14 protein-coding genes are annotated in these 22,809 nt (G+C 59.9%); 9 read left to right on the top strand and 5 right to left on the bottom strand.

Going from position 1 to position 22,809, the window contains the following annotated elements:
• Positions 1-58 precede the first annotated feature (58 nt).
• Entirely contained in the window at positions 59-3,478 is a 3,420-nt protein-coding gene (locus tag ACYQ6J_RS07665; protein WP_460183593.1) for an FG-GAP repeat domain-containing protein, read from the bottom strand.
• A 1,121-nt stretch (positions 3,479-4,599) separates the two neighbouring features.
• Between ACYQ6J_RS07665 and ACYQ6J_RS07660 the strand changes: the two genes are divergently transcribed.
• From ACYQ6J_RS07660 to ACYQ6J_RS07650, 3 genes are all read left to right on the top strand, one after another.
• Positions 4,600-5,439 carry a DUF4339 domain-containing protein gene (locus ACYQ6J_RS07660; RefSeq protein ID WP_460183592.1) on the top strand — a complete coding sequence of 280 codons (840 nt, stop codon included), beginning with the start codon at positions 4,600-4,602 and terminating at the stop codon, positions 5,437-5,439.
• Positions 5,440-5,645: 206 nt separating this feature from the next.
• Complete coding sequence (locus tag ACYQ6J_RS07655; RefSeq protein ID WP_460183591.1) at positions 5,646-6,485, top strand: pseudouridine synthase; 840 nt, start codon at positions 5,646-5,648, stop codon at positions 6,483-6,485.
• A gap of 187 nt (positions 6,486-6,672) precedes the next feature.
• Positions 6,673-7,524 (top strand): dihydroorotate dehydrogenase electron transfer subunit, encoded by an 852-nt coding sequence (locus ACYQ6J_RS07650; RefSeq protein ID WP_460185534.1) that lies wholly within the window; start codon positions 6,673-6,675, stop codon positions 7,522-7,524.
• 105 nt (positions 7,525-7,629) lie between these two features.
• Here the strand turns inward: ACYQ6J_RS07650 and rpsT are convergent, their stop codons facing one another.
• A complete protein-coding gene (gene rpsT / locus ACYQ6J_RS07645) occupies positions 7,630-7,932 on the bottom strand; it encodes a 30S ribosomal protein S20 (protein ID WP_460183590.1) in 303 nt (100 codons plus the stop codon).
• A gap of 110 nt (positions 7,933-8,042) precedes the next feature.
• A complete protein-coding gene (locus ACYQ6J_RS07640) occupies positions 8,043-9,530 on the bottom strand; it encodes a tetratricopeptide repeat protein (RefSeq protein ID WP_460183589.1) in 1,488 nt (495 codons plus the stop codon).
• A 207-nt stretch (positions 9,531-9,737) separates the two neighbouring features.
• Here ACYQ6J_RS07640 and cobA point away from each other — a divergent pair, with 207 nt between their 5' ends.
• Positions 9,738-11,417, top strand: coding sequence for a uroporphyrinogen-III C-methyltransferase (gene cobA, locus ACYQ6J_RS07635; RefSeq protein ID WP_460183588.1), 1,680 nt, complete (start codon positions 9,738-9,740; stop codon positions 11,415-11,417).
• A 139-nt stretch (positions 11,418-11,556) separates the two neighbouring features.
• On the opposite strand, the gene ACYQ6J_RS07630 is transcribed toward cobA, so the two are convergent.
• Entirely contained in the window at positions 11,557-11,739 is a 183-nt protein-coding gene (locus ACYQ6J_RS07630; RefSeq protein WP_460183587.1) for a hypothetical protein, read from the bottom strand.
• A gap of 823 nt (positions 11,740-12,562) precedes the next feature.
• Here ACYQ6J_RS07630 and ACYQ6J_RS07625 point away from each other — a divergent pair.
• Positions 12,563-13,312 (top strand): hypothetical protein, encoded by a 750-nt coding sequence (locus tag ACYQ6J_RS07625; protein WP_460183586.1) that lies wholly within the window; start codon positions 12,563-12,565, stop codon positions 13,310-13,312.
• Positions 13,313-13,462: 150 nt separating this feature from the next.
• Here ACYQ6J_RS07625 and ACYQ6J_RS07620 read toward each other — a convergent pair whose 3' ends face one another.
• Positions 13,463-15,643, bottom strand: a complete 2,181-nt coding sequence (locus ACYQ6J_RS07620; RefSeq protein ID WP_460183585.1) for a protein-disulfide reductase DsbD family protein — start codon at positions 15,641-15,643, stop codon at positions 13,463-13,465.
• A gap of 362 nt (positions 15,644-16,005) precedes the next feature.
• Between ACYQ6J_RS07620 and ACYQ6J_RS07615 the strand changes: the two genes are divergently transcribed.
• The 4 genes from ACYQ6J_RS07615 (at position 16,006) to ACYQ6J_RS07600 (ending at position 22,597) form a co-directional block, all read left to right on the top strand.
• Positions 16,006-16,635, top strand: coding sequence for a GNAT family N-acetyltransferase (locus tag ACYQ6J_RS07615; RefSeq protein ID WP_460183584.1), 630 nt, complete (start codon positions 16,006-16,008; stop codon positions 16,633-16,635).
• A 400-nt stretch (positions 16,636-17,035) separates the two neighbouring features.
• Positions 17,036-19,264 carry an NfeD family protein gene (locus tag ACYQ6J_RS07610; RefSeq protein WP_460183583.1) on the top strand — a complete coding sequence of 743 codons (2,229 nt, stop codon included), beginning with the start codon at positions 17,036-17,038 and terminating at the stop codon, positions 19,262-19,264.
• A 251-nt stretch (positions 19,265-19,515) separates the two neighbouring features.
• Positions 19,516-20,298: a glucosamine-6-phosphate deaminase gene (gene nagB / locus ACYQ6J_RS07605; protein WP_460183582.1), complete on the top strand. Its 783-nt coding sequence runs from the start codon at positions 19,516-19,518 to the stop codon at positions 20,296-20,298.
• A gap of 397 nt (positions 20,299-20,695) precedes the next feature.
• Positions 20,696-22,597, top strand: a complete 1,902-nt coding sequence (locus ACYQ6J_RS07600) for a heparinase II/III domain-containing protein (RefSeq protein ID WP_460183581.1) — start codon at positions 20,696-20,698, stop codon at positions 22,595-22,597.
• Positions 22,598-22,809 lie beyond the last annotated feature (212 nt).

Here is a 22,809-nt window from a genome sequence, read left to right as displayed (position 1 = left end):
ACTCGAGGTCCCAGGGCCCACTCTGGAAAGAATAATGTCGCGACGTAATGGGAAGGCCTCAGTTCACCTCCCACCCATTGCCGATGTCCAAGCTCACCTGAACAGGTTCGGTCAGTTGTACTCGGTCATTGCTCTCGGCGGTGGGTTGAAGCTTGGCGAACTCAAAGCCCACAGTTCGGCAAAGCCAACGGAATTCGTCGCCACTCACGAAAAAGTGGTCCAGGACGTCTCCGTTGATAACCACCAAGTCATCCCCGGTTGTCGGCCAAAGCTTCACCGTATCGCGATTGGCACCAGGCGTGCTTGCGTTGGCATACACATGGTCGAAGGATCGCACGGTCACCCGGTATCGTGCCCCTCCGGTAACCTGGTCGAATATCTCGTACTTGTGGGCCTTGGCGTGGAATTCGTCCTTGAAGACGGAATCCACCAACGCTGCCGTGTCGCGCCCCAGCGAAGCGAATGACGTGACACTTTGAAAGTTGTGGGCCGTCACATCATAACCGGGACCGGACATCCGGCTTGAGCCAAAGCCGCCGGTGAAGGTGTCATCGCCTGAAGAGTCAAAGAACACCGCATGGTCGTTATCGCCCACCGCGAACCCATGGACCACTTCAAATAGTTTGACCCGATGGTACATCCCCAGCGCCATCATCTTGACGTGCCTATACTGAGGCTCGGATTTGAACCTCACCGACAGATCGGTCAAACCGGCTTCCGACGAGTCGTACAGCCAGGCCGTGTCCCTGCCGCCGCCGGTCGCGTAGATGTGGGCTTCCTCGAAGCCCGCAACGGCATCCACGATGACCGGAACAGGGGCTGGGATCACCGCTTCCAGAGAGCCAGGACGTAAATAGAAAACATCGTCACCATGACCATCGCAGGCCACGACGATGTCCTGGCCGGGTCCGAGGTCGCCCTGCACGCTGAGGAAATCCGGAACGTCTTGCGGTGCATAGGAAACGCCATTGATTAGCACCTCGGGGGTGGATCCCAACCGCAGGACCAAAGAGTCATCGCGGTCGGTGCCGAAAACGGAAATCAGCGTCCCGGACTCTCCCTGGGGTTCCACAGTGAATAAATTGACAAACCGAAGCGAAAAATCGCTGTCGTTACCCGAAACCGTGACATAGTAAGGTTGTCCACCCTCGGCATATTCAAAATCCAACCGGTCCTGGTTTCCTGCCAATTCCGACTTCGCTAAGAGTGTCGCTTCCGGATTCTCAAAGGGGTTATCGTCGTAGAGTCGAAGCACGAGAGAACCCGGGATTTTCACGCCTTCGGCCAGTACCGTCAGGAAACCATTCCGCACGGATGTAACTTGAAGGACCGTATCGACCGGTTCCGGGATACTCAGTTGGGGGATCGTTAGATCGTCAACGGGCCCCACGTTGCGGACGGCGAAGCGAGCCGGCAGGAGATTGTTGAGAACCGTGAGCGTGTCGGCCGACTGGTCGAGGACCACGAGATCAACGCGACCATCGCGATCGACATCCACGGCGACGAGTGCCTCCGGCCTTTCCCCCACGCTGAAACGCACTTCGGGAAGAAAGGTCCCGTTACCGTTGCCAAAAAGAATCGCTACATCCTGCGATTCGCCATTAGTCGCAGCGATGTCCGGATGGCCGTCGTCGTCGAAGTCGGCCACCGTCAAGTGAGTCACGTAATTCCCCACGGGATAACGCGACTCGATGCCAAGCGTTCCGTCACCATTCCCCAGACGGACGGAAACCGAATGATCTTGTCGGTTACCCGTCGCTACATCCACGACGCCGTCGCCGTTGAAATCTTCTAACGCCACCGAACGTAAACCGTTCCCCATCGCGTAGCGCTGTTCGGCCTGCAAAGTGCCGTCGCCGTTGCCAAGGAGAATCGACACGTCGTCACTGTCCCAGTTGGCGGAGATCAGGTCGACCCAACCGTCACCATTGAAATCGGCCGTTGCCAGTGAGAACGGATTCTCCCCCACGGGGAAGCGGGCTTGCGTTGGGAACGTCCCATCGCCCTGCCCCAGAAGGATCGAGACATCATTGCCGCCCTGGTTGCAGACTGCCAGGTCGAGGCGGTCGTCGCTATTGAAGTCGGCGGCGACCACATCCGAGGGATTCTGCCCGACGGCAAATTGCGAACCTGGCGTGAACCCGCCCGTGTCATGGCCCAAGAACACAGCCACTTGCCCGTTCAAGCGGTCAACGGCAGCGAAGTCGGGCAGACCATCCCCGTTGAAATCCCCAGATGTGACAGCGCCCATGTAGGGGGCCACTGGATAACGCCCATCCTCCACAAAGTTGCCACTGCGATCGTTGAGAAAGATGGAGACATCCCCGCCCAACCAGTTGGCAACGAGCAAATCAGGCCAGCCATCATTGTTGAGATCGGCACGATGAACTCGCGAGGGGGTACGTCCTGCTGCGAACACTCGTCGATATGAGAAAGCCCCACTCCCATCACCCAGGATAACGGAAACGTCGTAGGCGTTCGCCGTCACCACGTCGAGGTGCCCGTCGTGGTTGACGTCGCCGGCGATGCCCACTGCGATCGCCCCCGACACCGAGGGTCCAAGTGGGATGCGCGTCTCGAAGGTCCCGTCGCCGCGCCCTATCAGCGAAAGAATGGTCCCTTCCGCGTCGAAGAGGGCCAGGTCCTCGCTTCCGTCATCGTTGAAGTCCCCGGTCAGCACGTGCAGAACCGACTGGTCAAAAGTCTGGCTGGGCAAGAGATCAAAACCGCCGTCCCCCCGACCCAGTCCAACTATGAGGTGGGGAGATCCTCTCTCACATGCCGCTACATCGACGAGTCCGTCGCCATCGAAGTCCGCCGCAGCGACGGAGTTCGAGCGGAAAAGTGTGGGTGTGCTCACCGCTTGGAATGTGCCATCCTCGCCCGCGAGGTACGCATCGATGCTGCCGAGATTCCCGACCATCAAATCTAGACGCCCATCGCAGTTGACATCCGCCGCAGTTAAGGCGTCGGGCGAGATGCCGGCAGGTGACTCGAACATCACCTCGAAATCGCCATCTCCTTGATAGCTGAAGATGGCCACATAAACCCCGTCATTGTTGACGACGAACGCCGCAATATCGGGATGGCCATCGCCGTCGAAATCTCCGATGGTGAGATCACGGGGAGACGATGCCATGGACCACCGCGCTTCCTCCCCCAGGGTCCCGTCACCGAAGCCGAAAAACAGCGATAGAGAATTATCTCGGCTGTTGGAAACGACGACATCCAGATGGCCGTCACCGTCGAAATCTGTCAACTCGACATCGAGGGGGAAGTCTCCCACGGCATACTGTGCGGCAGTAAATCGCCCATCGCCCTCCCCCAAAAACACGGTGATGGTGTCGGCCAGTGCGTTGGCAGTCACCAAATCCGGATTTCCATCTTCGTTGAGATCACCCATCACGACCGATGACGGCTCGACATTACCCAGGTGAAGTTTTAATCCTGGAAAGATGCTCGGCAGGGCGGCATCCAAAAGCCATCGTCCCTCCAGCGTTTCGAAACTCGGTTTTCGGCGCCCGATTCGACACGTCTTTGTCGTCAGCCCCGCCCTTTTTCGCGACGAGCGACAATCTCGCAATTCCAATTTTCGCGCTGCTCGATCTCGGCCAATCATGATCCCCTCCCGAAAAGCAGATTTCGCGAAATCCCTCTGGCTCGGCCTGCTTGGAGTACCCCTCCTTTCACCGTTAAGTACGCGAGATTCTTCTGTTCCGTGTGGCTTATCGGATCATTCGCACCTATTCCCAGTCTGGTATGCAAATCGTCATGATTATCGCTTCCCGATACTGGGCGCTGCCCCAGGTACCGCCCCGAGCACCGCCTGACATACCGGTACGACCACGCGAGGCGTGTCCGGCTTCACGGGGGGCAGTCAGCGCAGGCCCCTGCCTTTCCGGCTCTAATCGCTACCTTACGAGGCACACCAGGCCGCAATCGCCAGTCCCCTTACTTCCCATTTTAGCCACGCCGCGCGATGCCGCAAAACGTTGCCCATAAAAGATTTCCGCACAAGGGATCCAATTCACAAGGTATCGGATGCCCTGACATCATTTGATCCGGTCTGAATTGTTAGGACGCCGGAACGGCTTGATTAAGGGAGGACTTGGGTTTGGCGATGAGGGGCGCGGATTTGGGGAGGAGCCGGCATGCCAACGGAGCGATTCAACTCCCCGATTAAAGCTCGACGATTCGCGCGTAAACAACCCAATCCGGAAGATTGACGCCCTAGACCGCCTCGCTTTGCAAACGATTCTCAGTGCAAAGGGGTTACCGTTCTCACCGGCGGTCGCCGAGACGATCGCAGCAAGCTGATCGCCGCCTGCCCGCATAACGGCAATCGCACAAGTCGTCGAAAGACCGTGCGGTTTGAGTCGGCACGCTCATTGACGCTATAATAACGTATGGAACGTGGCTACTCTGCCGGAACAGTCCGCCGACAACGATCCCGTGCGGTTTGGGTCGAAACGGGAATATGATCCACCGCGACGCTTTCGTGAGAGGTCGCGGCACGCCAGGACTTGTTTTGGAGATGCTTGTTCTTTGCCCTGAGGTGCTGCGTAGGGTTGGCGCGGCATCCAACAAGCAAGGCCGACTATGGGAATCCGCTTTTACTGCCCAAACGGCCACAAGTTGCATGTGAAGGCCTTTCAGGCGGGCATGCGCGGAATCTGCCCGTATTGCGGGGCCAAAGTGCAGATCCCCCTTCAAAGCACGCGGGTTAGCACTAAAGTTTTGCGCGCGCAAAAGCAGCACGCCTCCGCCGGCGCTGCATCCCAAGCGGAGTCGCAGTCGGCGCAGACCGAGGATGGCGGCACTGATGGGACACCGGTCTCATGGCCCGCCGTATCGCGTTTTTCGGATGTCCGCCCTGCCGACGGAATTCAGGCTTCGACGATTTCCGGTTCGGAGTCGGTTCCGGAATATCGCTCGTTCCCGACACCTCTTACCGAAGAGGAAATGGGAATTTCGTTGGCGAACGCCGATCATGTCGCCGTTCCGCCCGATTCCTCCGTGACGCCTACTGAGGTAGATGTTCCGCATGCAAGAGCAACCGGCTTTGACGATGCGGCCTTGGCGGACGTCGCATTGGTCTGGTATGTCCGCCCACCCTCTGGGGGCCAGTTCGGCCCGGCAACCGGGGATATCATGCGGCAGTGGTTGCAGGAGGGACGCATCACGCCCGACACCCTGGTCTGGCGCGAGGGTTGGAGAGACTGGCGTGAGGCCCGGCACGTGTTCTCCTCGCTCGGCGGCGCAGAGTTTCCTCAACCGGAATCCTTTTCCCCTGCCGCGGAACGGATCCTCGCACAGCACACCCCTCGCCCATCTAGGCGGTCCTCACGCCTCATTCTCGTGATTCTCGCCGTCATCGCCCTCGCGGCGGTCGCGATCGCGATGTTTTTCTTTTTCGGCGGTTTCGGAAGGTCCGCCTGACTTGCGGGACCTGCCGCAGCAACATGCTCACCTGTCCGCCCGAACGGTAAAACCTTATCATCAAGGTTTGGCCGCCGTCGGAAGATTCAAACAGTGGTTTCACCGCATTCCTAACGGCCGAGCGGTCGTTGTTTCCGAGCACGCCGACAGCGGCGGAGGGCGACCGTCCAAACTCCCTACCGAAATCGGGCACAAGGGTAGCCAACATGCCCCGACGCGACGGTTCAAAGCCTCAATCCAAGGCGAAAAAACATCGACGGCCCAAGAGCCTATCCCGCCGACGCATTCGCAAAGCCCTCGACATCCCGGCGGATGAGCCGGGAGAACGTCTGCAAAAAATCCTTGCCGCCGCTGGAATCGGCAGTCGTCGGCAATGCGAAGAATTGATCCGCATGGGACGCGTCGAGGTCGATCGCAAGGTCGTCACGGAACTTGGGTTTCGCGCCGATCCCCTGCGGCAAAAGATCACGGTGGACGGCGTACCCATTCGGCAAGAGAAGCCCTTGTACTATGCCGTGTACAAACCGGACGGCGTCGTATGCACCAACCGCGACCCGGCGGGACGGACACGCGTAATCGACCTGGTTCCCGAAAGGGAGGCCAGGCTCTTTGCCGTAGGGCGTCTGGATCTTCACAGCGAGGGCTTGATCCTCGTCACCAACGACGGAGAATTGGCGAATCGCTTGACCCATCCGCGGTTCGGATTGCCGAAGACCTATCTAGTGCAAGTGGCGGGCGAACCCGATCAGGAGGTCTTCGCCAAGCTGATGCGGGGGGTGCATCTGGCCGAGGGCATCGCGCGCGTGTCGAGCATCAAGGTGCGACGAAAACACAAGCAAAGCACCATTTTGGAGATGGTTTTGAACGAGGGCCGGAACCGGGAAATTCGCCGCATCATGGCCAAGGTGGGACACAAGGTTCAGCGGCTGAAGCGAATCGCGGTGGGCCCGATACGACTCGGCAAGATGCTGCCCGGCGATGCCAGACCGCTGACGCGAGAGGAAATCGCCGCCCTGCGTCGAGAAACCGCGAGACGGCCCGTTTGACGCCCGGCGCCGACCTCTCCGTGCTTCCTGAAGAGCGTGACGATCATCGACGACAGGCCTGCGGGCTTGTCCTCTCGAAGACGAATCATCCTTTGAAAATCCTTCGCCGACGACCAGGATTATCCGCATGACCTCCCCAGATTCGACACATTCCCATGTTTGTGACAGGTCGCCTTCGAGGAACCGGATCTGGAGCGGATCGGTCGATGTATCCCAACATGAGATGATCGCCCGAGATACCTTTCGTATCCGATTGAAGTGTCCGGAAATCGCGCGCAGCATCGTGCCCGGGCAATTCGTGATGCTGCGACTTCCCGGCCGAGAAGACCCGCTGTTGGGACGACCGCTCGCCATGTACGACACGACGGTTGCCGCGGAGGACGGCTCGCTGAGCGAGTTGGACATCGTCTATATCACGTTGGGCCGCATGACGCGACTCCTCGCACATCTTCGACCGGGAGATACGGTCGAGATTTGGGGGCCCCTGGGCAATGGGTTCGCTCCCTGCCAAGCCCCCCATTTGATCCTCGTCTCGGGAGGAATCGGCTACACGCCCTTCTTGGCGGTAGCCAAGGAGGCACTCAACAGGCAAGCCTATGGTACGTCGCCGCGAACGTCCAAAGTCCGGAACGTCGTTCTGTGCCACGGTGTGAGAACGGCGGAATACCTGCCGGATTTGACTCCGTTTTCCGACGTCGGAGCTGAGTTACTCGTGTCCGCGGAAGACGGATCCGTCGGGAGAAAAGGACTGGTGACCGAAATGCTGCCGGCGGTCTTGAATCGGTATCCCGCCGATTCGGCATGTGTTTACAGTTGCGGTCCGGAAGCGATGATGCGTGCCGTAGCGGAAGTTTGCGCTGCGCACGGCGTCCCGTGCTTTGTCTCGCTGGAAACCCCCATGGCCTGCGGGTTAGGCATCTGCTTCAGTTGCGTGGTGCGTCTTCGCGAGGAGAAAGACGTGTCCGGCGAAGGGTGGGACTACCACCGCGTATGCGTCGAGGGACCCGTATTCGACGCATCGCGAGTCATCTTCGATTGATGAACGACGCAACCCGTTCCAACACGGGCGGCAAGACAGGCCGCAGCGGCAATTTGGACCCGGCTTCGAAAGGAGGGCGACCGGCGAGACGCCCGTCTCCGCCGATCAAGAGGCAGTCGCATCGGCGGAAGCGGGAGCCCCCGCTCGCTTCGCCTTCACCACGGCGGCCGTCAATCGCGACTTAGTACGAGCCGCGGAATTGGGATGAATGACGCGTTTGGCCGCGGCGCGATCCAGCAATTTGGCCGCTTTCCGGATCTCCGACTCGGCCTGGGCGACATCACCCGCCGCAACGGCTTCGCGGACCTTACGGCATTGCGTGCGTACCGACCGCTTGATGGAACGGTTGTGCATCCGCCGCTTTTCATCCTGACGCAAACGCTTTTTGGCACTTCTGGTGTTTGGCATAACGACCTGAACCAACCGGTTCCGTTAACGAGGATATTCAATACGGCCGCTGACTCCCATCGGCCTTTGCCACCACGGCTTTCGCTCACCGGAAACCGATATTATGAGGGTCAATCCTCGTCCTGTCCAGGGGGCAATTCCACTTCGATCGGCTCTTCCCCTCCGGCCGCGGCGGACGCTCCGGCACGCTGCTGCTCCAATTTCTCGCCGATCTTGTCCAGCAGTTGGCCGATGTTCTTGTACGAGTAGTCCATGGCCGCGAGGGCGCTGGCAAATTGTTCGGCCTCCTGGAATGCTCGCAGGCGATAGGCCAAGACGGCGGCGGAATACAAAGCCCGCTTCTTGTTGTCGCTGTCTCGGTCCGCGATCTCCTGGACGGCTTGCTCGTAGTGCTTCATTGCCAGACGGTGCTGACCGATCTTTTCGAAGCATTGCCCCAGATTCAGCAAGCAAAGCCCTTTACGCCGGGGATCGCTCTGAGCGGCCTGATATTGCTTGATCGCATCTTCGTACAGGCCGTTGAGTTGGTACCGAACGCCCAACTCGAAACGAAAGGCTTGGTTGTTGGGGAATCGCTCAACCCGATCTTTGTAGACCTCCAACTCCTTCGCCCAGAGCGCTTTCCTCGCGGCATTGAGTTTTTGCTGATTCCGATCGTCGGGCTTCGCTCGATATTCGGCCTCGGCCTTGCCCAGTTCGACCCGCAAACGTCGTAATTGAACGTCCTCGAGTTTCTCCTTCGCCGCAACGTCCTGAGTGGCCTCGAAGGCACGTTGAAGCAAGTCCTCCGCCTTGGCGTAATCCTCCTCGCGGACGTAGATCTCGGCCAATTCGTAATACAGCGGAAGGTTCTTCGGCTGCCTCTTGATCTCGACTTCCAAGCGTTCTTTCTTGCTCAAAGGCTCGCCGGTGCGTCCGATCTCGCCGCCCGCCGCTTCCACCTTCCGCCGGGATTCGCCCGTCCCCTCGTCGTATCCGCCGCCCGCAATGGTCTTTTCCACCGCCAAATTGGCGATGTTGCGTGAGGCGTCGGGATCGTTCGGGCGGAGTTGCTCCACCTTATGCCACATGGCGATGGCCTGATCGTACATCCCCAAATCGGCGAGGGTCTTGGCGCAACGTCGGCACATCTCGACGTCTTTGGGATTGGCGTCCAGAGCCATCTTCAGATAAATGAGCTGCGTTTCCTGGAAATCGCACTGCTCGCAGGCCTCCGAAAGGGCCGTCAGAACCGTCGTATCCCAGGGATTGACCTTCAGGGCTTCCGTCCCATGCTTGAAAACGTTCACCCAATCCTTCTTTTGCAGGGCTTTCTTGATAGCGCTCCGTAAAGGCGCTAACTTGAAGAAGGAAAAGCTCTTGCCTTTCTTGTTGTTGTTGTATTTCTTTTTGAGGTTGGCCAAGAAGGCTTGGAGGTAGATCGCATTGCCCGGATCGCCGACCACGCACTCCGTGTATATGTCGGCGGCGTAGTCGAAGTTCTCCTGCGCGGCGATGCGGTTGCCGTACTCAAAGCATTCCTTGAGCTTTTTGCGCTTTGCCGGGCTTGGTTCCGGAAATCGCGTGTCGACGGCTTGTGTGGGAGTTTCTGATGCCATGGCGGCCTCGATAAGTAGCGCAACCTCAAGCGTAGCCCGAAAAAATCCGTTCCTGCCGCGAGGGTCTTTTTCCGCTTCTATCATCATTGTAACTGCCGCAAATGTCAACTCAACAGCGTAACGGACGGTTCCCCCGTGCATTCGCCGCGGCGGCAACAAGCGGATGCCGACTCGCCGTGAGTGCCTTTTCGCCGAACAGCACATTCCATGAATGATTCCCCTAAGCCTGACACAGCCCCGGCCTCCGGCGCTCCGGTTCCCTCTCATCCGGAAAATGCCGGCAGGGAGTTCGATTCGCCCAGCGATTCCCCCAAGGAGGCCATTCCGGGGCATGTGCCCACCCGGGGTTGCGTCTATCTGGTGGGCGCGGGACCTGGAGAACCCAAACTACTCACCCTCTGGGCTGCCGAAATCCTCGGCAAAGCGGACCTCGTGCTTTACGACTATCTCGTGGACCCTCGCGTGCTGGAATTCGCCCCGCCCGAGGCGGAGAAGGTGTCCCTTGGCCATCACAGCCGCGGCCATCACTGGACTCAGGACGAGATCAACCGGAGAATCTTGGAGGCCGCCGATCAAGGCAAGACGGTGGTGCGTCTGAAAAGCGGCGATCCCGTCGTTTTCGGTCGGCAAGCCGACGAGGCGGAATTCCTACGAAAGGCGGGCGCTCGCGTGGTGATCATTCCCGGCATCACCGCCGGACTCGCCGTCGGCGCCCTGGGCGAGATTCCGCTCACCCATGCCGAATTCGCCTCGGCGGTGGCCTTGGTGACGGGGCAGCAATCTCATGAATTTCACGGCGCGCCCTTGAACTACCAATCCCTGGCTGCATTCCCGGGAACTTTGGTGTTCTATATGGGAGTTCGCTCGGCATCCGTTTGGGCGGAGGAACTGATGCGCCACGGCAAGCCCGCCGATACTCCCGTCGTCTTGGTTCGCCGATGCGGTTGGCCCAATCAGCAAACCGTTTTCACCTCGCTGGGAGAGATCGCCTCGGTCATCGAGAAACAAGCCGTCAAGCCCCCGGCGGTAATTGTAGTCGGCGAGGCCGCCCGCCATGCCCCGGTCCGATCCTGGTTCGTCGATCGCCCCCTTTTCGGCCGCTGCTGCGTGGTCACTCGGCCCGAACATCAGACCGACAAGATTCGAGAAATGCTGGTAGATCTGGGCGCCGAAGTCTTGACCCACCCGGCGGTCGAGATCGTGCCGCCCGACGATTGGGCCGACGTAGACGCCGCCATCGCCGGACTGTCCACTTTCGATTGGGTCGTGTTCTCCAGCGCCAACGGCGTGCGCTTTTTCTTCGATCGAATGCGACAACTCGGCCGCGACGCCCGGGCCTTCGGCCAAGCTCGAATCGCCGCGATCGGACCCGGCACTGCTGAGGAACTGCAACGATTCCTGATTCGTGCCGACTTGATTCCGCCGGAATTCCGGGCCGAATCCTTAGCCGGGGCCCTGCTGACCCAGGAGTCGGGACGGCGGTACCTGCTGGTCAGAGCAAGTCGAGGGCGTCCGACTTTGGCGGAATCGCTGAAGCAGGCCGGTCGCGACGTGACGCAAGTGACGGCTTACGTCAACCGCGATGTCGAGACACCCCAACCCGATATCGTGGAGCGAATCCGCGAGGGCGCCGTCCACTGGATGACCGTCACGAGTTCCTCTATCGCGGCCTCTTTGGCAAAACTCTTCGGCGAGGATTTGCACCTCGTAAAACTGGCCTCGATCAGCCCCATCACCAGCGAGACCCTCCGCAGTTTGGGATTCGAGCCTGCCGTGGAGGCGAGCGTCTACACCATGTCGGGCATCGTGGACGCTATTTGCCGATACGAACGGATGAACTCGACAGGTCAAGACGGCCCCCATGCCTCAAACCCGTCGGAAAGGTGAGCGACTACAACCGCTCTCAAGTCACGGGAGCAACCTGCACCACACCCGGGTGATGCGGTCAGTTGATCGGGCGAAGTTGGAGAACCAGAGAAAGCGAATAGCGGCGGCGGAGCAACCGGGCGCGCGACGAGCATCGGCCCTACGGAATCTCGCGGTATGTCATGAAACTGGCATAACCAAGCAGAGCCGCCGCCACCAGCGAACCGACGTCCATGATGACGTTCGCTTTGCCGAAGGGCAAACCAATCGCCAAGTCGAGACCGAAGAGAAGAACCATAAGTCCCGCCGCTACCATACCAAACACGCATAGGGCCTTAGGCATTGGTGGAATTCCCCACGGATGCAATCCCAAACCGAACCTCATGAGACTGCCGCATCATGATTGTCTTTCGGCGCCCGATGGCTCGGCGGTGCAGTTATGCTGAGTTTTGTCGCCCGTTGTTTCCGGTGTTACAGAATGGAAAAAGTATGATCGTTTCGGCTTTTGCTTTCAACCGGAGATCAAGCCGGCGGCACACCGCGCGCGACAACCCGACCCGTTCAGCTCAACACCCATTGCGATAAGCCGGCTGAACGTGACCCGGTTCGCCGCAAACGCAATCCCCGACGGGAAGACATGAATCCCGGCCCTCAAATCCGCAGTGCCGCCTCTACAAAACGGTGCAAGACTTGCCGTCAATTATCCATGCTAATCACTCTCGCCAAATTAACAATAGCACACCCTCCATGTTGAGGGGATTGGCGATGCGCCAATCGTGTGGCGGCGTCCCGCGGCGGTCGAATTTGCAGGCGCGATCCCAATGCGAGCCGGTCCGTGATGATCCGGTCAAGATTCGGCCCGCGTCGAAGGTCCAGGCCGCCACCAAAACCCGATGACGCCTCGGCAAAGCCGAAGGGTTTTGGGGCATGCGTTGCGACGGGCTAGTGCAAAGGTCTCTGCCTGATCGGTGCCGGCAAGCTCGAATGTTCCGAATCCGACATTTCAAGCGCCCGGTTTCGTTGCAGTCGGGAGCGGGGATCGTCAGAATGACGTTTGATTGACGGAAACCTGCGGACCGGCAACCCAAGGCGACATTCGCCTCGCAAGCGTCACCGGTTCGAGCAAAACCGTCCCAGCGAATGAGTGAACCGCAGGAGCGGAGCATATGTCATCGGCGCTGTCGGTCCTTCTCGGTATCGCCTGCCTGGGCATAGAGGTCGGCTGGCGTCCCTTGCCCGACGGTGGGATGGAATACGTGATCCGCGTATCCCCGGAGGAGTTGGCGGATTTGAAGTTGGGCGACATCATCGCGGCGAGTGATGTCCCGCCCGGCCTGCCGTCGATCAGAAGCTACCGCATTGAGGTGGGACGCGGACCGGTCGAGCGCCGAACACCGCCTTTTAGTCCGGCGATCACCGACACGCCTGCTGTGCCCGGGTCTCCTGCCGCCCTCGACGATCAGCGATCCACCCCATCGGACGGGACCTTGCCATCCCCGACGATACCCCTGGTTTTCACCGAACCTGCCGTCCCTCGGCCCATGGAAGCCTCGCCTCCTGCTTCGACGCAAGGGGCCGCTCAGGGCACGCCCTCACCCGAGACAACGGCGAGTCCACCCAACTCGCAAAAAGCGGAGGCCGCTCAACCCCAAGAAGGGCGCGAAACCCAACCGCCTGCCGATAGCAGTCCGCCGCCGCCGGAAAAGTCAACCGCGAATTCAAATTCGCTGATGAATACGCTTGCTCTTTCGGGGATGACCGCGTCCTTCGCGGCGGTGCTGTACATCGGTTGGGTTGCTTGGGAATACCGCCGCAAGTATCTCGAACTGCTTCGAGCAAGCCACCAACTCCCGCAGCCGGCGAGCGACGATGTCGTCGCGGCGGCACTCCAAGGCCCATCCGCGTCCCGTGATTAATTTCACGAAGTCGACGCGGAACATCGCCCCCCGCCGCAAACGGAGCAAATCGCGGTCGGGAACCGAGTGCCGTCGCCCGAGTGAATGGAACGCGGATCCGGACCGAATCCGGAAAGGCACATAGTGGGCGGTTGCTGAATCTCCTCCGCATCACCGTCCCGACGAGGTTGCGGCCACTGTCTCAATCGATTCACCGCGCGATTGCGCCACGACGGACGGTCCCGCCTTTTCCACCGCTTGGACGATGTCCCGCTGCGTGAACATGCCGGTAAAGACGAACGGTTCGTTCGGTCGCCCCGCCGGGAACACAACCACCACCGGAACCTGCTGGAATCCCAGCCAATTGAGGAACCGCGTGACCTCGGGCGACTCGTGCGTCCAATCCGCCTGGAGCAACACCACCTTGTTTTCCCGCAGGATGCGGCGGACCGGTTCCGTGTTCAATACGGTCGCCTCCAAAGTCTTGCAATTCACGCACCAATCGGCCGTACAATCCACCAGGATGGTGTATTTTCCGGGCGGAACGATGGGTTTTTCCGCTTGGTCGCCGGAGACAATCTGCTTGCCCTCTTGAAATAGCTTCAGATCGACGACGGTGGTCGCCCGCCTGAGGAAGCGGTGTTCCATGACCGACAGAAGGCCGCCCCACTGCCGACCGTCAACGCGGATGCCGGGAAACAAGAGCAACCACATGACAGCCACGAAGGCCGCCGCCTCGAGCCATGCTCGAAATTTCTTGGATGAGCTTGCGGTGAATCCCGTCCGCTCCACCCACCAAAGCGCAGCCCAAATTGCGAAGAGCAAGCCCAGGGTCGGAGCCAAGTACGGCCAATCGAGGTACGTGAAGATGTACACGACCGTTCCCAAGAGCACGAACCCCATCACGCGCTCGAAAGATTCCATCCATGGACCGGGCTTCGGCATAAATCGCATCAACTCCGGAAAAGCTCCGACCACCAGGTAGGGGCTTGCCATCCCCAAGCCGACGCTCATGAATACGGCAAACACAACGCTGGGCGGCTGAGAAAAGGCCCAGGCCAGGGCCGCTCCCATGAAGGGGCCCGTACACGGCGTGGCCAGAATCGTCGTGAGAACGCCCTTGAGAAAGGCCCCGACGGCCCCCTCCTTTTGCGCCAACTCCACGGCTTTTCCGGAACCGACGAAACCGGGAATGGGAATGCTCCACACGCCTAAAAACGCCAACGCCATGGCGAAAACGATCGCCGCCATGACCACGTTGAATTCCGCGAACTTGAACAAATAGCCCCATCCCAGCTTCAAGAAGACGGCCAATATCGCCAACAACAAAAAGATGGAGAGCAAGCCCGCCGAATACCACGCATTCAAAGCGAACGCGCGACGACGGTCCTCTCCCGCTGTTTGGATGAAGGAAAGCAGTTTCAATCCTATCACCGGCAAAACGCACGGCATCACGTTGAGGATGATGCCTCCCAAGAATCCGGCCAAGATTTTCAAGACGAACTCTTGCCAACTCCACTTGGTGAATCCCACGTTGGCCTGCATGGCGTCCGGATCGAACTCATCCCCAACCAAGGCCAAAAATGTCCGCATCGTGAAAGGCTGCCAAGGAAGATCGTCTCCCGACCAATCCTCAGGGATTGGGGAAATCAGACCGCCCTGGGGTGCCGTGCTTGGGGTAGGCTTCGCAGTATCGCCGGTTGAGGAGTCGCTCGCCGCCGGCGGTTGATCCCCGGATCGGGATCCGCCGGCAAGAAGCGTCGGCAGAAGGGCGGCCAGCACGTCCTCCGCAATCGGCGGTGAGGCTACTCGTGCCGCCGTAAACGGCAAATCTTGCGGAGGCAAACAACTCGAGGCGTCGCACGGTTGAGCGTTCAAGACGCCTTGAATCGCCAGCTTGCTGACATCGACATTAGGGTCGATCGCGATGGCCGCCACCCACCACACGGCGCCGTCGTGAGTCTCGACTTCGATGCCGGGAAAGGCGGCCTCCGTCTTCCGCTCCGGATCACGGTCGGGAACGAATGCACTTGCGACGCGAACACCCTGATCCGGCTTCAGACGAATAATCGTGGGGCGTGGGCCGTCCCCCGTTTGTGTGACGGAGTAAATGTGCCAACCGGGATCGATCTCGGCCTGAACGAACAGCAGCGCCGGCCGGGTCGAAGTCGCCTCCGTAAAAGCCGCCTTCACGCGAACCTTGGGAGTACCGAAAAGCCCCCCGCCGCCCGGACTGAGGGAAAACTGGGCAACCGACAAGTGCGGAAAGAGAACTGACAACACGACCGTCGCCAGCCAGGGAATCAGCATTCCGTTCCGAATTCGTGCGGCGGTGCGTCGATGATCCGTCATAGTTTTCACTCTCCTGAAGCCCATGGGAGAACTTCGTCAATCCTGACCGGCCCATAGATCGCGGTCGGCAAAAGAATCGGCTAATCCAATGTCAACGAATCGACTCAACAATGATACGGACTGAAAGCAAGTTCGGCCAAGGGTCCATTCGGATCGCTGCTTTCTGGATGCATCCGTTCACCCCTACCCGCGGACTACCCAAAGATAACGGCGTTAATAGACACATCCGCAAGCCGACCGTCTCGAACGGGAAGCACCGTCGCACACTCATCCGCCCAAACGTTGCACAGACGATCGTCCCCTGCATGCGGTAAACCGCTTGCCGTTGACCGCGCGGTTTGGAGCGAATAGATTACCGTTAGATGCTTGACCGAATCCTATGGCAGCGCGGAAACGAGGTTGCCGGCGCAGGCGGGGCATCGCCCATGGCTTGGACCTACTTCAAACGCTACCGCATGGAAATCGACCTGGCCGAAAAACCGCCACAGCCTGTCTTTCCGCCCCAATATCTGTTTTTGCCCTGGCGCGACGAACTGTTGGAGCATCATGCTCGGGTCAAGTACCAGAGCTTTCGGCACGAGATCGATGCGAATGTATTCGCCTGTTTCACCCACGAAGATGGGTGTCGCCGTTTGATGCAGGCGATCCGGCGAAAACCCGGATTTTTGCCGGAAGCCACCTGGCTGGCGGCGTTCGAAGATGATTCCTCAAACGGTCACCTTGAATACTGTGGAACCATTCAGGGCATTCTCGATGAAGATACGCGAGTTGGGGCCGTCCAGAACGTTGGCGTAACCCCTGGACATCGTGGTCGAGGCATCGGTTCGGCGCTCTTGCTGCTCGCCCTGGCCGGCTTTCGTGAGGCGGGTGCGATCCGGGCCTTTCTGGAGGTCACAGCCGAGAACGAAGGCGCGATCCAACTTTATGAGCGTCTCGGTTTCGCCATCGTGCGGACGGTTTACAAGGTGGCGGACGTCCCGGCAGGTCGCTGACATGCGGGCGCGCCCCGAGATTCCATGACCAAGGGTCGGGACTCCTCTTGCTTCAATATTCGGTCCCGATTCGCGAATAGCTTTTGGCCCCCCATCATTCTGACGGGGCGCCATCCCAGGCACAGCCGACAGCGTATCGTGCTCGCTTTGGCAATCTTATAATATGCTCATCCTTACGAACTCAGGTCGGAGTTGAGAAAAGGGCCCCTGCCCAGCGTTCGGGTTTCGATCGATGTGCGGCCTAAGTCGGATCGGCTCAGAATCTTCCGGTGGGAGGGCGTGTCGGCGTACCGTGCGGTTTTGTTTCACAGGCCGCCCTGAACCGGAATCACGAAAGGCCTCGGAAGTGAGCAAGTATATGCGCCGGAGAACTTGTCCGCAGCAGGCAAGCTTCACAGGGATGAGGCCCGCCGCAGTCATGCGCGTCGGGATATTCGCCGCTTTTGTTCTATTGACGGCCTTCCATTCGGCCGCCTTCTTGGAGCCCGTCCAGGGCGCACTAACCGAAGCCGGCACCCCCGCCGAGGCGACCGAAGCCAAAGCTGAGACTCGGCCAAGCGAGGACAAGACGCAAGTCGTCCGCATCACGCTCCCCATTACCGGTCCGACGGCATCTCGGCTGAAGCAGTGTGTACGCGACGTCTTGAACGACCGCGGCGGTCCGCCCAAGAACCTGATTTTCGTGTTCGAAACGAATCGGGGCGAGGAGCAGTTCGCGTCGCGCAGCGAGTTCGGCGCATGCTATGACATGGCGGAGTTTCTGACGAGCGACGAATTGAGCCGCGTGCGGACGATCGCCTATGTTCCGTATCGCGCCGAAGGCCACGCCGTCCTGGTTATTCTGGCGTGCGGCCAGATCATTCTCGCGCCCGACGCCGAACTGGGTTCCGCGGGCATCGCCGAAAAACGCGTCTCGCCGCCCATGCTCAGCGCTTACCGCGAGATTGCCCAGCGTCGTCGCGTCATGCCCGTGGAGATCGCCCTTGGAATGCTGGACCCCGACCGAACGGTTTTGCAGGTGGAAACCGATGTGGAGCGGGTATTCGTCACTCCGGAAGGTCTCGAAAAGCTGGGACGCCCCGTGGTGGGCAAACCCGTCGTCTTGTTTCCGGCAGGGCAACTCGGCCGAATGACCGGGCGTGAAGCCCGGGCCTTGGACCTGATCGACTACACCGCCGCGGACCTCCGGGAGTTGTTGGTCGCCCTGTCGATTCCGCAATCCGAGGTGGAGGAGGAGGTGCTAGCGGGCGGCATGTGGCAGGCCGTCCAAGTGCGGATTCACGGTCCGATTCGCGCCGCGACGGTCCAACGGGCTCAAAAGCTGATCGAAGACGCCTTGCGACGCGACGTAAATTTTGTCTGCCTGAACATCGACAGCGCGGGCGGTTCGCCGGTCGATTCGTTACGACTCGCGACTTTCTTGGCCGTGGATCTGCCCAGCGATCGAATTCGCACCGTGGCGTACGTTCCCAGGCAGGCCCTTTCCGATGCGGCGCTCATAGCCCTAGCCTGCGATCATTTGATCATGCATCCGGACGCACGACTGGGCGGTGAAGGAGACGGCCTTCCCACCGCCGACGACTTGGCACAGGTCCGGCGAACCTGGAGCGAAGCGGTCGCCCCCAAGATCGAACGCTCTTGGTCGCTGCCGGTCGCGATGTTGGACCCCAATCTCGAAGTTTTTCGCTACACGCGGAAGTCCTCGCCCGGCCTGACCGAGTTTTTCTCGGAGCAGGAGTGGCAAACGCTGCCGAATCCGGAGGATTGGGTGAAGGGCGACGCGATCTCCGTACCCGGCAAACCCCTGCAATTGACGGGCAAACAAGCCCTGGAATTCGGCTTGGCCAAGGAGACGGTCGATTCCTTTGCGGCCATGAAAGAATTGTACGGCCTGGAAAACGATCCCGCCCTCCTCGAACCGACGTGGTCGGACATGCTGATCGAAGGGTTGGCCTCTCCCGGCGTCGCCGTGGCCCTGGTCATTATCGGTTTCGTCAGCCTTCTGATCGAATTGCAGACACCGGGTATCGGCGTGGGCGCCTTCGTGGCGACCGTGTGTTTCGTCCTCTTTTTCTGGAGTCGCTTCCTGGGTCAAACGGCGGAATGGTTGGAAATCATCCTGTTTCTCGTCGGCTTGACGTGTCTGGCCGTTGAATTGTTCGTTTTGCCGGGTTTCGGCATCTTCGGCTTGGGCGGAGGCGCCTTGATCTTGGCATCGTTGGTCTTGGCCGGTCAGACCTTCATTTGGCCCCGCAATAGTTACCAATGGGCGCAGTTCCAGCAATCTCTCTTGGTGATTGCCGGCGCGGCCTTGGGAACGGGTGTCGTGGCCTCGCTGATCGGGCGATGGTTACCGCACACGCCGGGCATCGGGCGGATCGTCCTGTTGCCGCCGTCCGAGGAAGAGGCGGAGGATATGGAGCGGCGTCGCAGTCTGCTGCCGGTCGATGAATCGCTGGTCGGCGAGCGCGGGACGACGGTGACTCCGCTACTGCCCGGCGGCAAGGCCCGCCTAGCCGGGCGTCTGTTCGATGTCCTTTCGGAGGACGGCGAACCCATCGATTCCGGTCGCGAAGTCGTCGTGACTGAGATCCGCGGAACGCGGATTATCGTTCGGCCGCTGTCGTGAGTATCCGCTGCCGGGCGATCCGGATCACTTCGCTGTTGGGAAAGGAATCCGCCGCGCGCGGCCAAGCATTCTTGACGCCAAGCGGCAAACATTTCACACTGCTATCATGAAACTCGGTCGCGTCGGCGAGGGACGCGGTAACCCTTTTCAGGGGCGGGGCTTGCATCGCGGGGACGTCTGAAGACGCCTTTCACGTCGGCCCTATCCCACCCGATGGTTTCGTTCGCGGCCACAACCCGGGAAGGCTCGCCATGGAAGTCATCATCAAGGACAACTACGAAGAAATGTGTGCGGCGGCAGCCAAGGCGGTCACCAAAGTCTTGAATACCAAGCCGAACGCCGTGCTGGGGCTGAGCACCGGCAACACGCACCGCGGGCTGTATCAAGAGTTGGTTAAGATGCACAAGGAGGGGCTGATCGATTTCTCCCAAGTCACCACGTTCAACCTGGACGAGTACGTCGGTTTGGGACGCGATCATCCCCAAAGCAACCGCTATTTCATGCACGAGCATCTTTTCAAGTTCGTCAACATTCCTCCACAGAATACCTACTTCCCCCTTGGCACCACGGACAATTACGAGGCTTACTGCCGGTGGTACGAACAGCGAATCAAGGATTGCGGCGGCATCGATCTTCAAATCCTGGGCATTGGGACCGAAGGGCAAATCGGCGCCAACGAAGCGGGAAGCTCCATGGGTTCCCGGACGCGCATCAAGACCCTGTCCAAACGACGGTTAACCGAGTTCGCCGAACAATTCGATCCCGATGAAGAGTTGCCGTCGTTCGCAATCACGATGGGGGTGGGCACCATTCTCGATGCCAAACGCATCATCGTGATCGCCCACGGAGAGGCCAAGACGGATGCCGTGGCTGCCGCCGTGGAAGGCCCGATCACAAGTATGGTCACCGCTTCGGCCCTACAGTTGCACCGGGATGCCGTCGTGTTTCTGGATCGACAGGCGGCCTCCAAACTGAAGTTGGCCGATTACTACCTTTGGGTGCAAGAGAAACGCCCCGACGCCCCCGACCGGTGACGACGATTGACGCCGCTCGTCGTGTCCGGCGGGAACGATCGCGATTTCGTTCGTTTTGACCGTCGCCCGCCGCATTCATCGAAACGGCGGCGCTTTTGTGCTCGTCGTTTGCCCACGGCTCTCCGATCGGCGCAAGGGCGCACTTGCATGCCGTGGCCGCCGCCCGGCCAAGCTGCGCTATCGTTCCCGATCGGCGTCCCAAGGTCCATCCTATCCGCAAGCACTTCTCCCGCCGCGAAATCGTCTTGTCGAAATAGTTGACCGCGATACGGGCGAGGGTTACACTCTCCTACACATGCGGATTCCGCTTCCGACCCTGTGCTTCCCGCCCCATTTTGCTACGACCTACCGTTCCTATAGCGGACTTCCTGTCGCATCAGACGAAGGAGAGTTTTTCATGGCGGCGTTCCCTTGCTTTGTCCGTCGGCTTGGACGACTTCGTGCCGCGACGTGCCTCAATCCGGCCATATTCGCGGTCGTAACACTTGTCTCGACCGGCATCGCCGTCGCCTTGGAACCCGCTGCTTCGACCGCACCCGAGCAAGTCTTGAAGACCCTCGTTCCGCAGCATCCCCGTTTGATCGCACCGCGGGGCGCGGAAGACTCTTTGCGGCAGTTGCTGCGGACCGACGAAAAGGCGCGGCAAATCTTCGAATCCGTCCGTGAACGGGGAGATGGCATCCTCTCGGATTCGCCCATACGCCATCGTCTCATCGGCCCTCGATTGCTGGATCAAAGTCGGCTGTGCCTCGATCGAATCTACACCTTGGCCACTCTCTATCGCCTAACGGGCGACAAGAAATACGCGGATCGTGCCGTCGTCGAAATGCGGACCGCCGCTGCGTTTCCGGATTGGAACCCCTCGCATTTTCTCGACACCGCCGAAATGACGCATGCCTTGGCGATCGGGTACGACTGGCTGTACGAAATCCTCTCGCCGGAAGATCGGCAAGCGATCCGCACGGCAATCGTGGAAAAGGGGTTGCGGGAGGGAGAGAAAATCTATCGTCGCGGGGGTGGTTGGTCGCGAACCGTCTGGAATTGGAATCAAGTCTGTAACGGCGGTCTGACCATGGGGGCTTTGGCCGTCGCCGAAGACGAACCGGAATTGGCGTCCTTCATCGTGTCTTCGGCGATTGCTTCGCTGCCCCGGGCCATGGCAAGCTACGCCCCCGACGGCGCGTGGGCGGAAGGGCCGGGCTATTGGAATTACGCCACCCGATACACGGTTTATATGTTGGCGGGATTGGAGACGGCTTTGGGAACGGATTTCGGCCTGGGTAACTCGCCCGGCTTTTCCGTCACCGGCGATTTCTGGATGCACGTCATCGGCCCGACCAAACTCAGTTTCAATTTTGCGGACGGCGGTTCTCGGGTAGGAAGCGCCCCGTGCATGTTGTATCTCGCCAAGCGATTCGACCGTCCGGTCTACGCATGGCACGAACGGGATTACCTCGAGGGCCGATCGGCCCTGGATCTGTGGTGGTACGATCCGCGGGGTGGCGGTATGTCGGGCGAACCCATCGCCAGGTGGTTCCGCGGAGCGGATATCGTCACCATGCGCAGCGACTGGACGGACGATGCCGTCTTCGTCGGCTTCAAAGGCGGAGACAATGCCGTCAACCACAGCCACCTGGAACTCGGCAGTTTCGTCTTGGACGCGGCAGGGAAGCGCTGGATTCTGGATCTCGGATCCGACAACTACAATCTGCCCGGCTACTTCGGAAACCTGCGATGGACCTATTACCGTCTGGGTACGGCAGGCCAGAACACGTTGATCGTCGACGGCCAAAACCAGGCTCCCCGCGCCAAAGCCCCAATCACGGCCTTTTCGGATCATCCAGATCGGCTGTTCGCCGTGGCGGACCTCTCCCAGGCCTACGCCTCGCAATCCGGTGGCGAGGGTGCCGCCTCGTCCACGGACCGGGTACGGCGAGGGGTGGCGGTTCTGAATAAGAAGATTGTCGTTGTCCAGGACGAGATCCAAGGCTTGGAAGGACGTTCGATCCAGTGGCAAGCGCACACCCCGGCGGAGGTGGAATCGCACGGTCGGGAGGCGGTTCTGCGGCAAGAGGACCTTTCGATTCGTGCGGTGATCTTGTCTCCCGATGACGCCCAATTCGCCGTCGAGAAAGCCGACGCTCCACCGCCGCAAAGGCAGCAACCCGACGTCCGCAAACTTGTAGTGCGTTTGAAGAAGGAAAGCGAACCGCTTCGTATCACGGTTGCTTTCGTGCCGGAAGGCTCCGCGGCCAAGCTTCCCCCGGTAAAACCTTTGGACGCCTGGTCCACGCCTTAGCATCGCAGCCCCGCGAAACTTGGGGGAATAGGAGTAAGTTTACCTTTGAGTGTAATATTCCCGCCGCTTAGAACCCGAGCATCTCGCGTATCCTTGGCGACGATCCTTCGTGCAAGTGGTGCGCCGTGCGGAAAACGCGCCATTAAATAATTAGATCACCCACCGTCAACCCCTCCGAGTGATTTGGTGTAGACCCGGTTGGCCGGGATAAA

The organism is Thermopirellula anaerolimosa (assembly GCF_054657335.1).
Note: the sequence above shows the minus strand (reverse complement) of the source record. Positions and strands in the feature narration are given on the sequence as shown.

Bases quoted from the DNA above. Each gene is read 5' to 3' on its own strand.
- ACYQ6J_RS07660 (WP_460183592.1), top strand. From the start codon at position 4,600: ATGGGAATCCGCTTTTACTGCCCAAACGGCCACAAGTTGCATGTGAAG.
- ACYQ6J_RS07655 (WP_460183591.1), top strand. From the start codon at position 5,646: ATGCCCCGACGCGACGGTTCAAAGCCTCAATCCAAGGCGAAAAAACAT.
- rpsT (WP_460183590.1), bottom strand. From the start codon at position 7,932: ATGCCAAACACCAGAAGTGCCAAAAAGCGTTTGCGTCAGGATGAAAAG.
- ACYQ6J_RS07640 (WP_460183589.1), bottom strand. From the start codon at position 9,530: ATGGCATCAGAAACTCCCACACAAGCCGTCGACACGCGATTTCCGGAA.
- cobA (WP_460183588.1), top strand. From the start codon at position 9,738: ATGAATGATTCCCCTAAGCCTGACACAGCCCCGGCCTCCGGCGCTCCG.
- ACYQ6J_RS07630 (WP_460183587.1), bottom strand. From the start codon at position 11,739: ATGCCTAAGGCCCTATGCGTGTTTGGTATGGTAGCGGCGGGACTTATG.
- ACYQ6J_RS07625 (WP_460183586.1), top strand. From the start codon at position 12,563: ATGTCATCGGCGCTGTCGGTCCTTCTCGGTATCGCCTGCCTGGGCATA.
- ACYQ6J_RS07620 (WP_460183585.1), bottom strand. From the start codon at position 15,643: ATGACGGATCATCGACGCACCGCCGCACGAATTCGGAACGGAATGCTG.
- ACYQ6J_RS07615 (WP_460183584.1), top strand. From the start codon at position 16,006: ATGCTTGACCGAATCCTATGGCAGCGCGGAAACGAGGTTGCCGGCGCA.
- ACYQ6J_RS07610 (WP_460183583.1), top strand. From the start codon at position 17,036: ATGAGGCCCGCCGCAGTCATGCGCGTCGGGATATTCGCCGCTTTTGTT.
- nagB (WP_460183582.1), top strand. From the start codon at position 19,516: ATGGAAGTCATCATCAAGGACAACTACGAAGAAATGTGTGCGGCGGCA.
- ACYQ6J_RS07600 (WP_460183581.1), top strand. From the start codon at position 20,696: ATGGCGGCGTTCCCTTGCTTTGTCCGTCGGCTTGGACGACTTCGTGCC.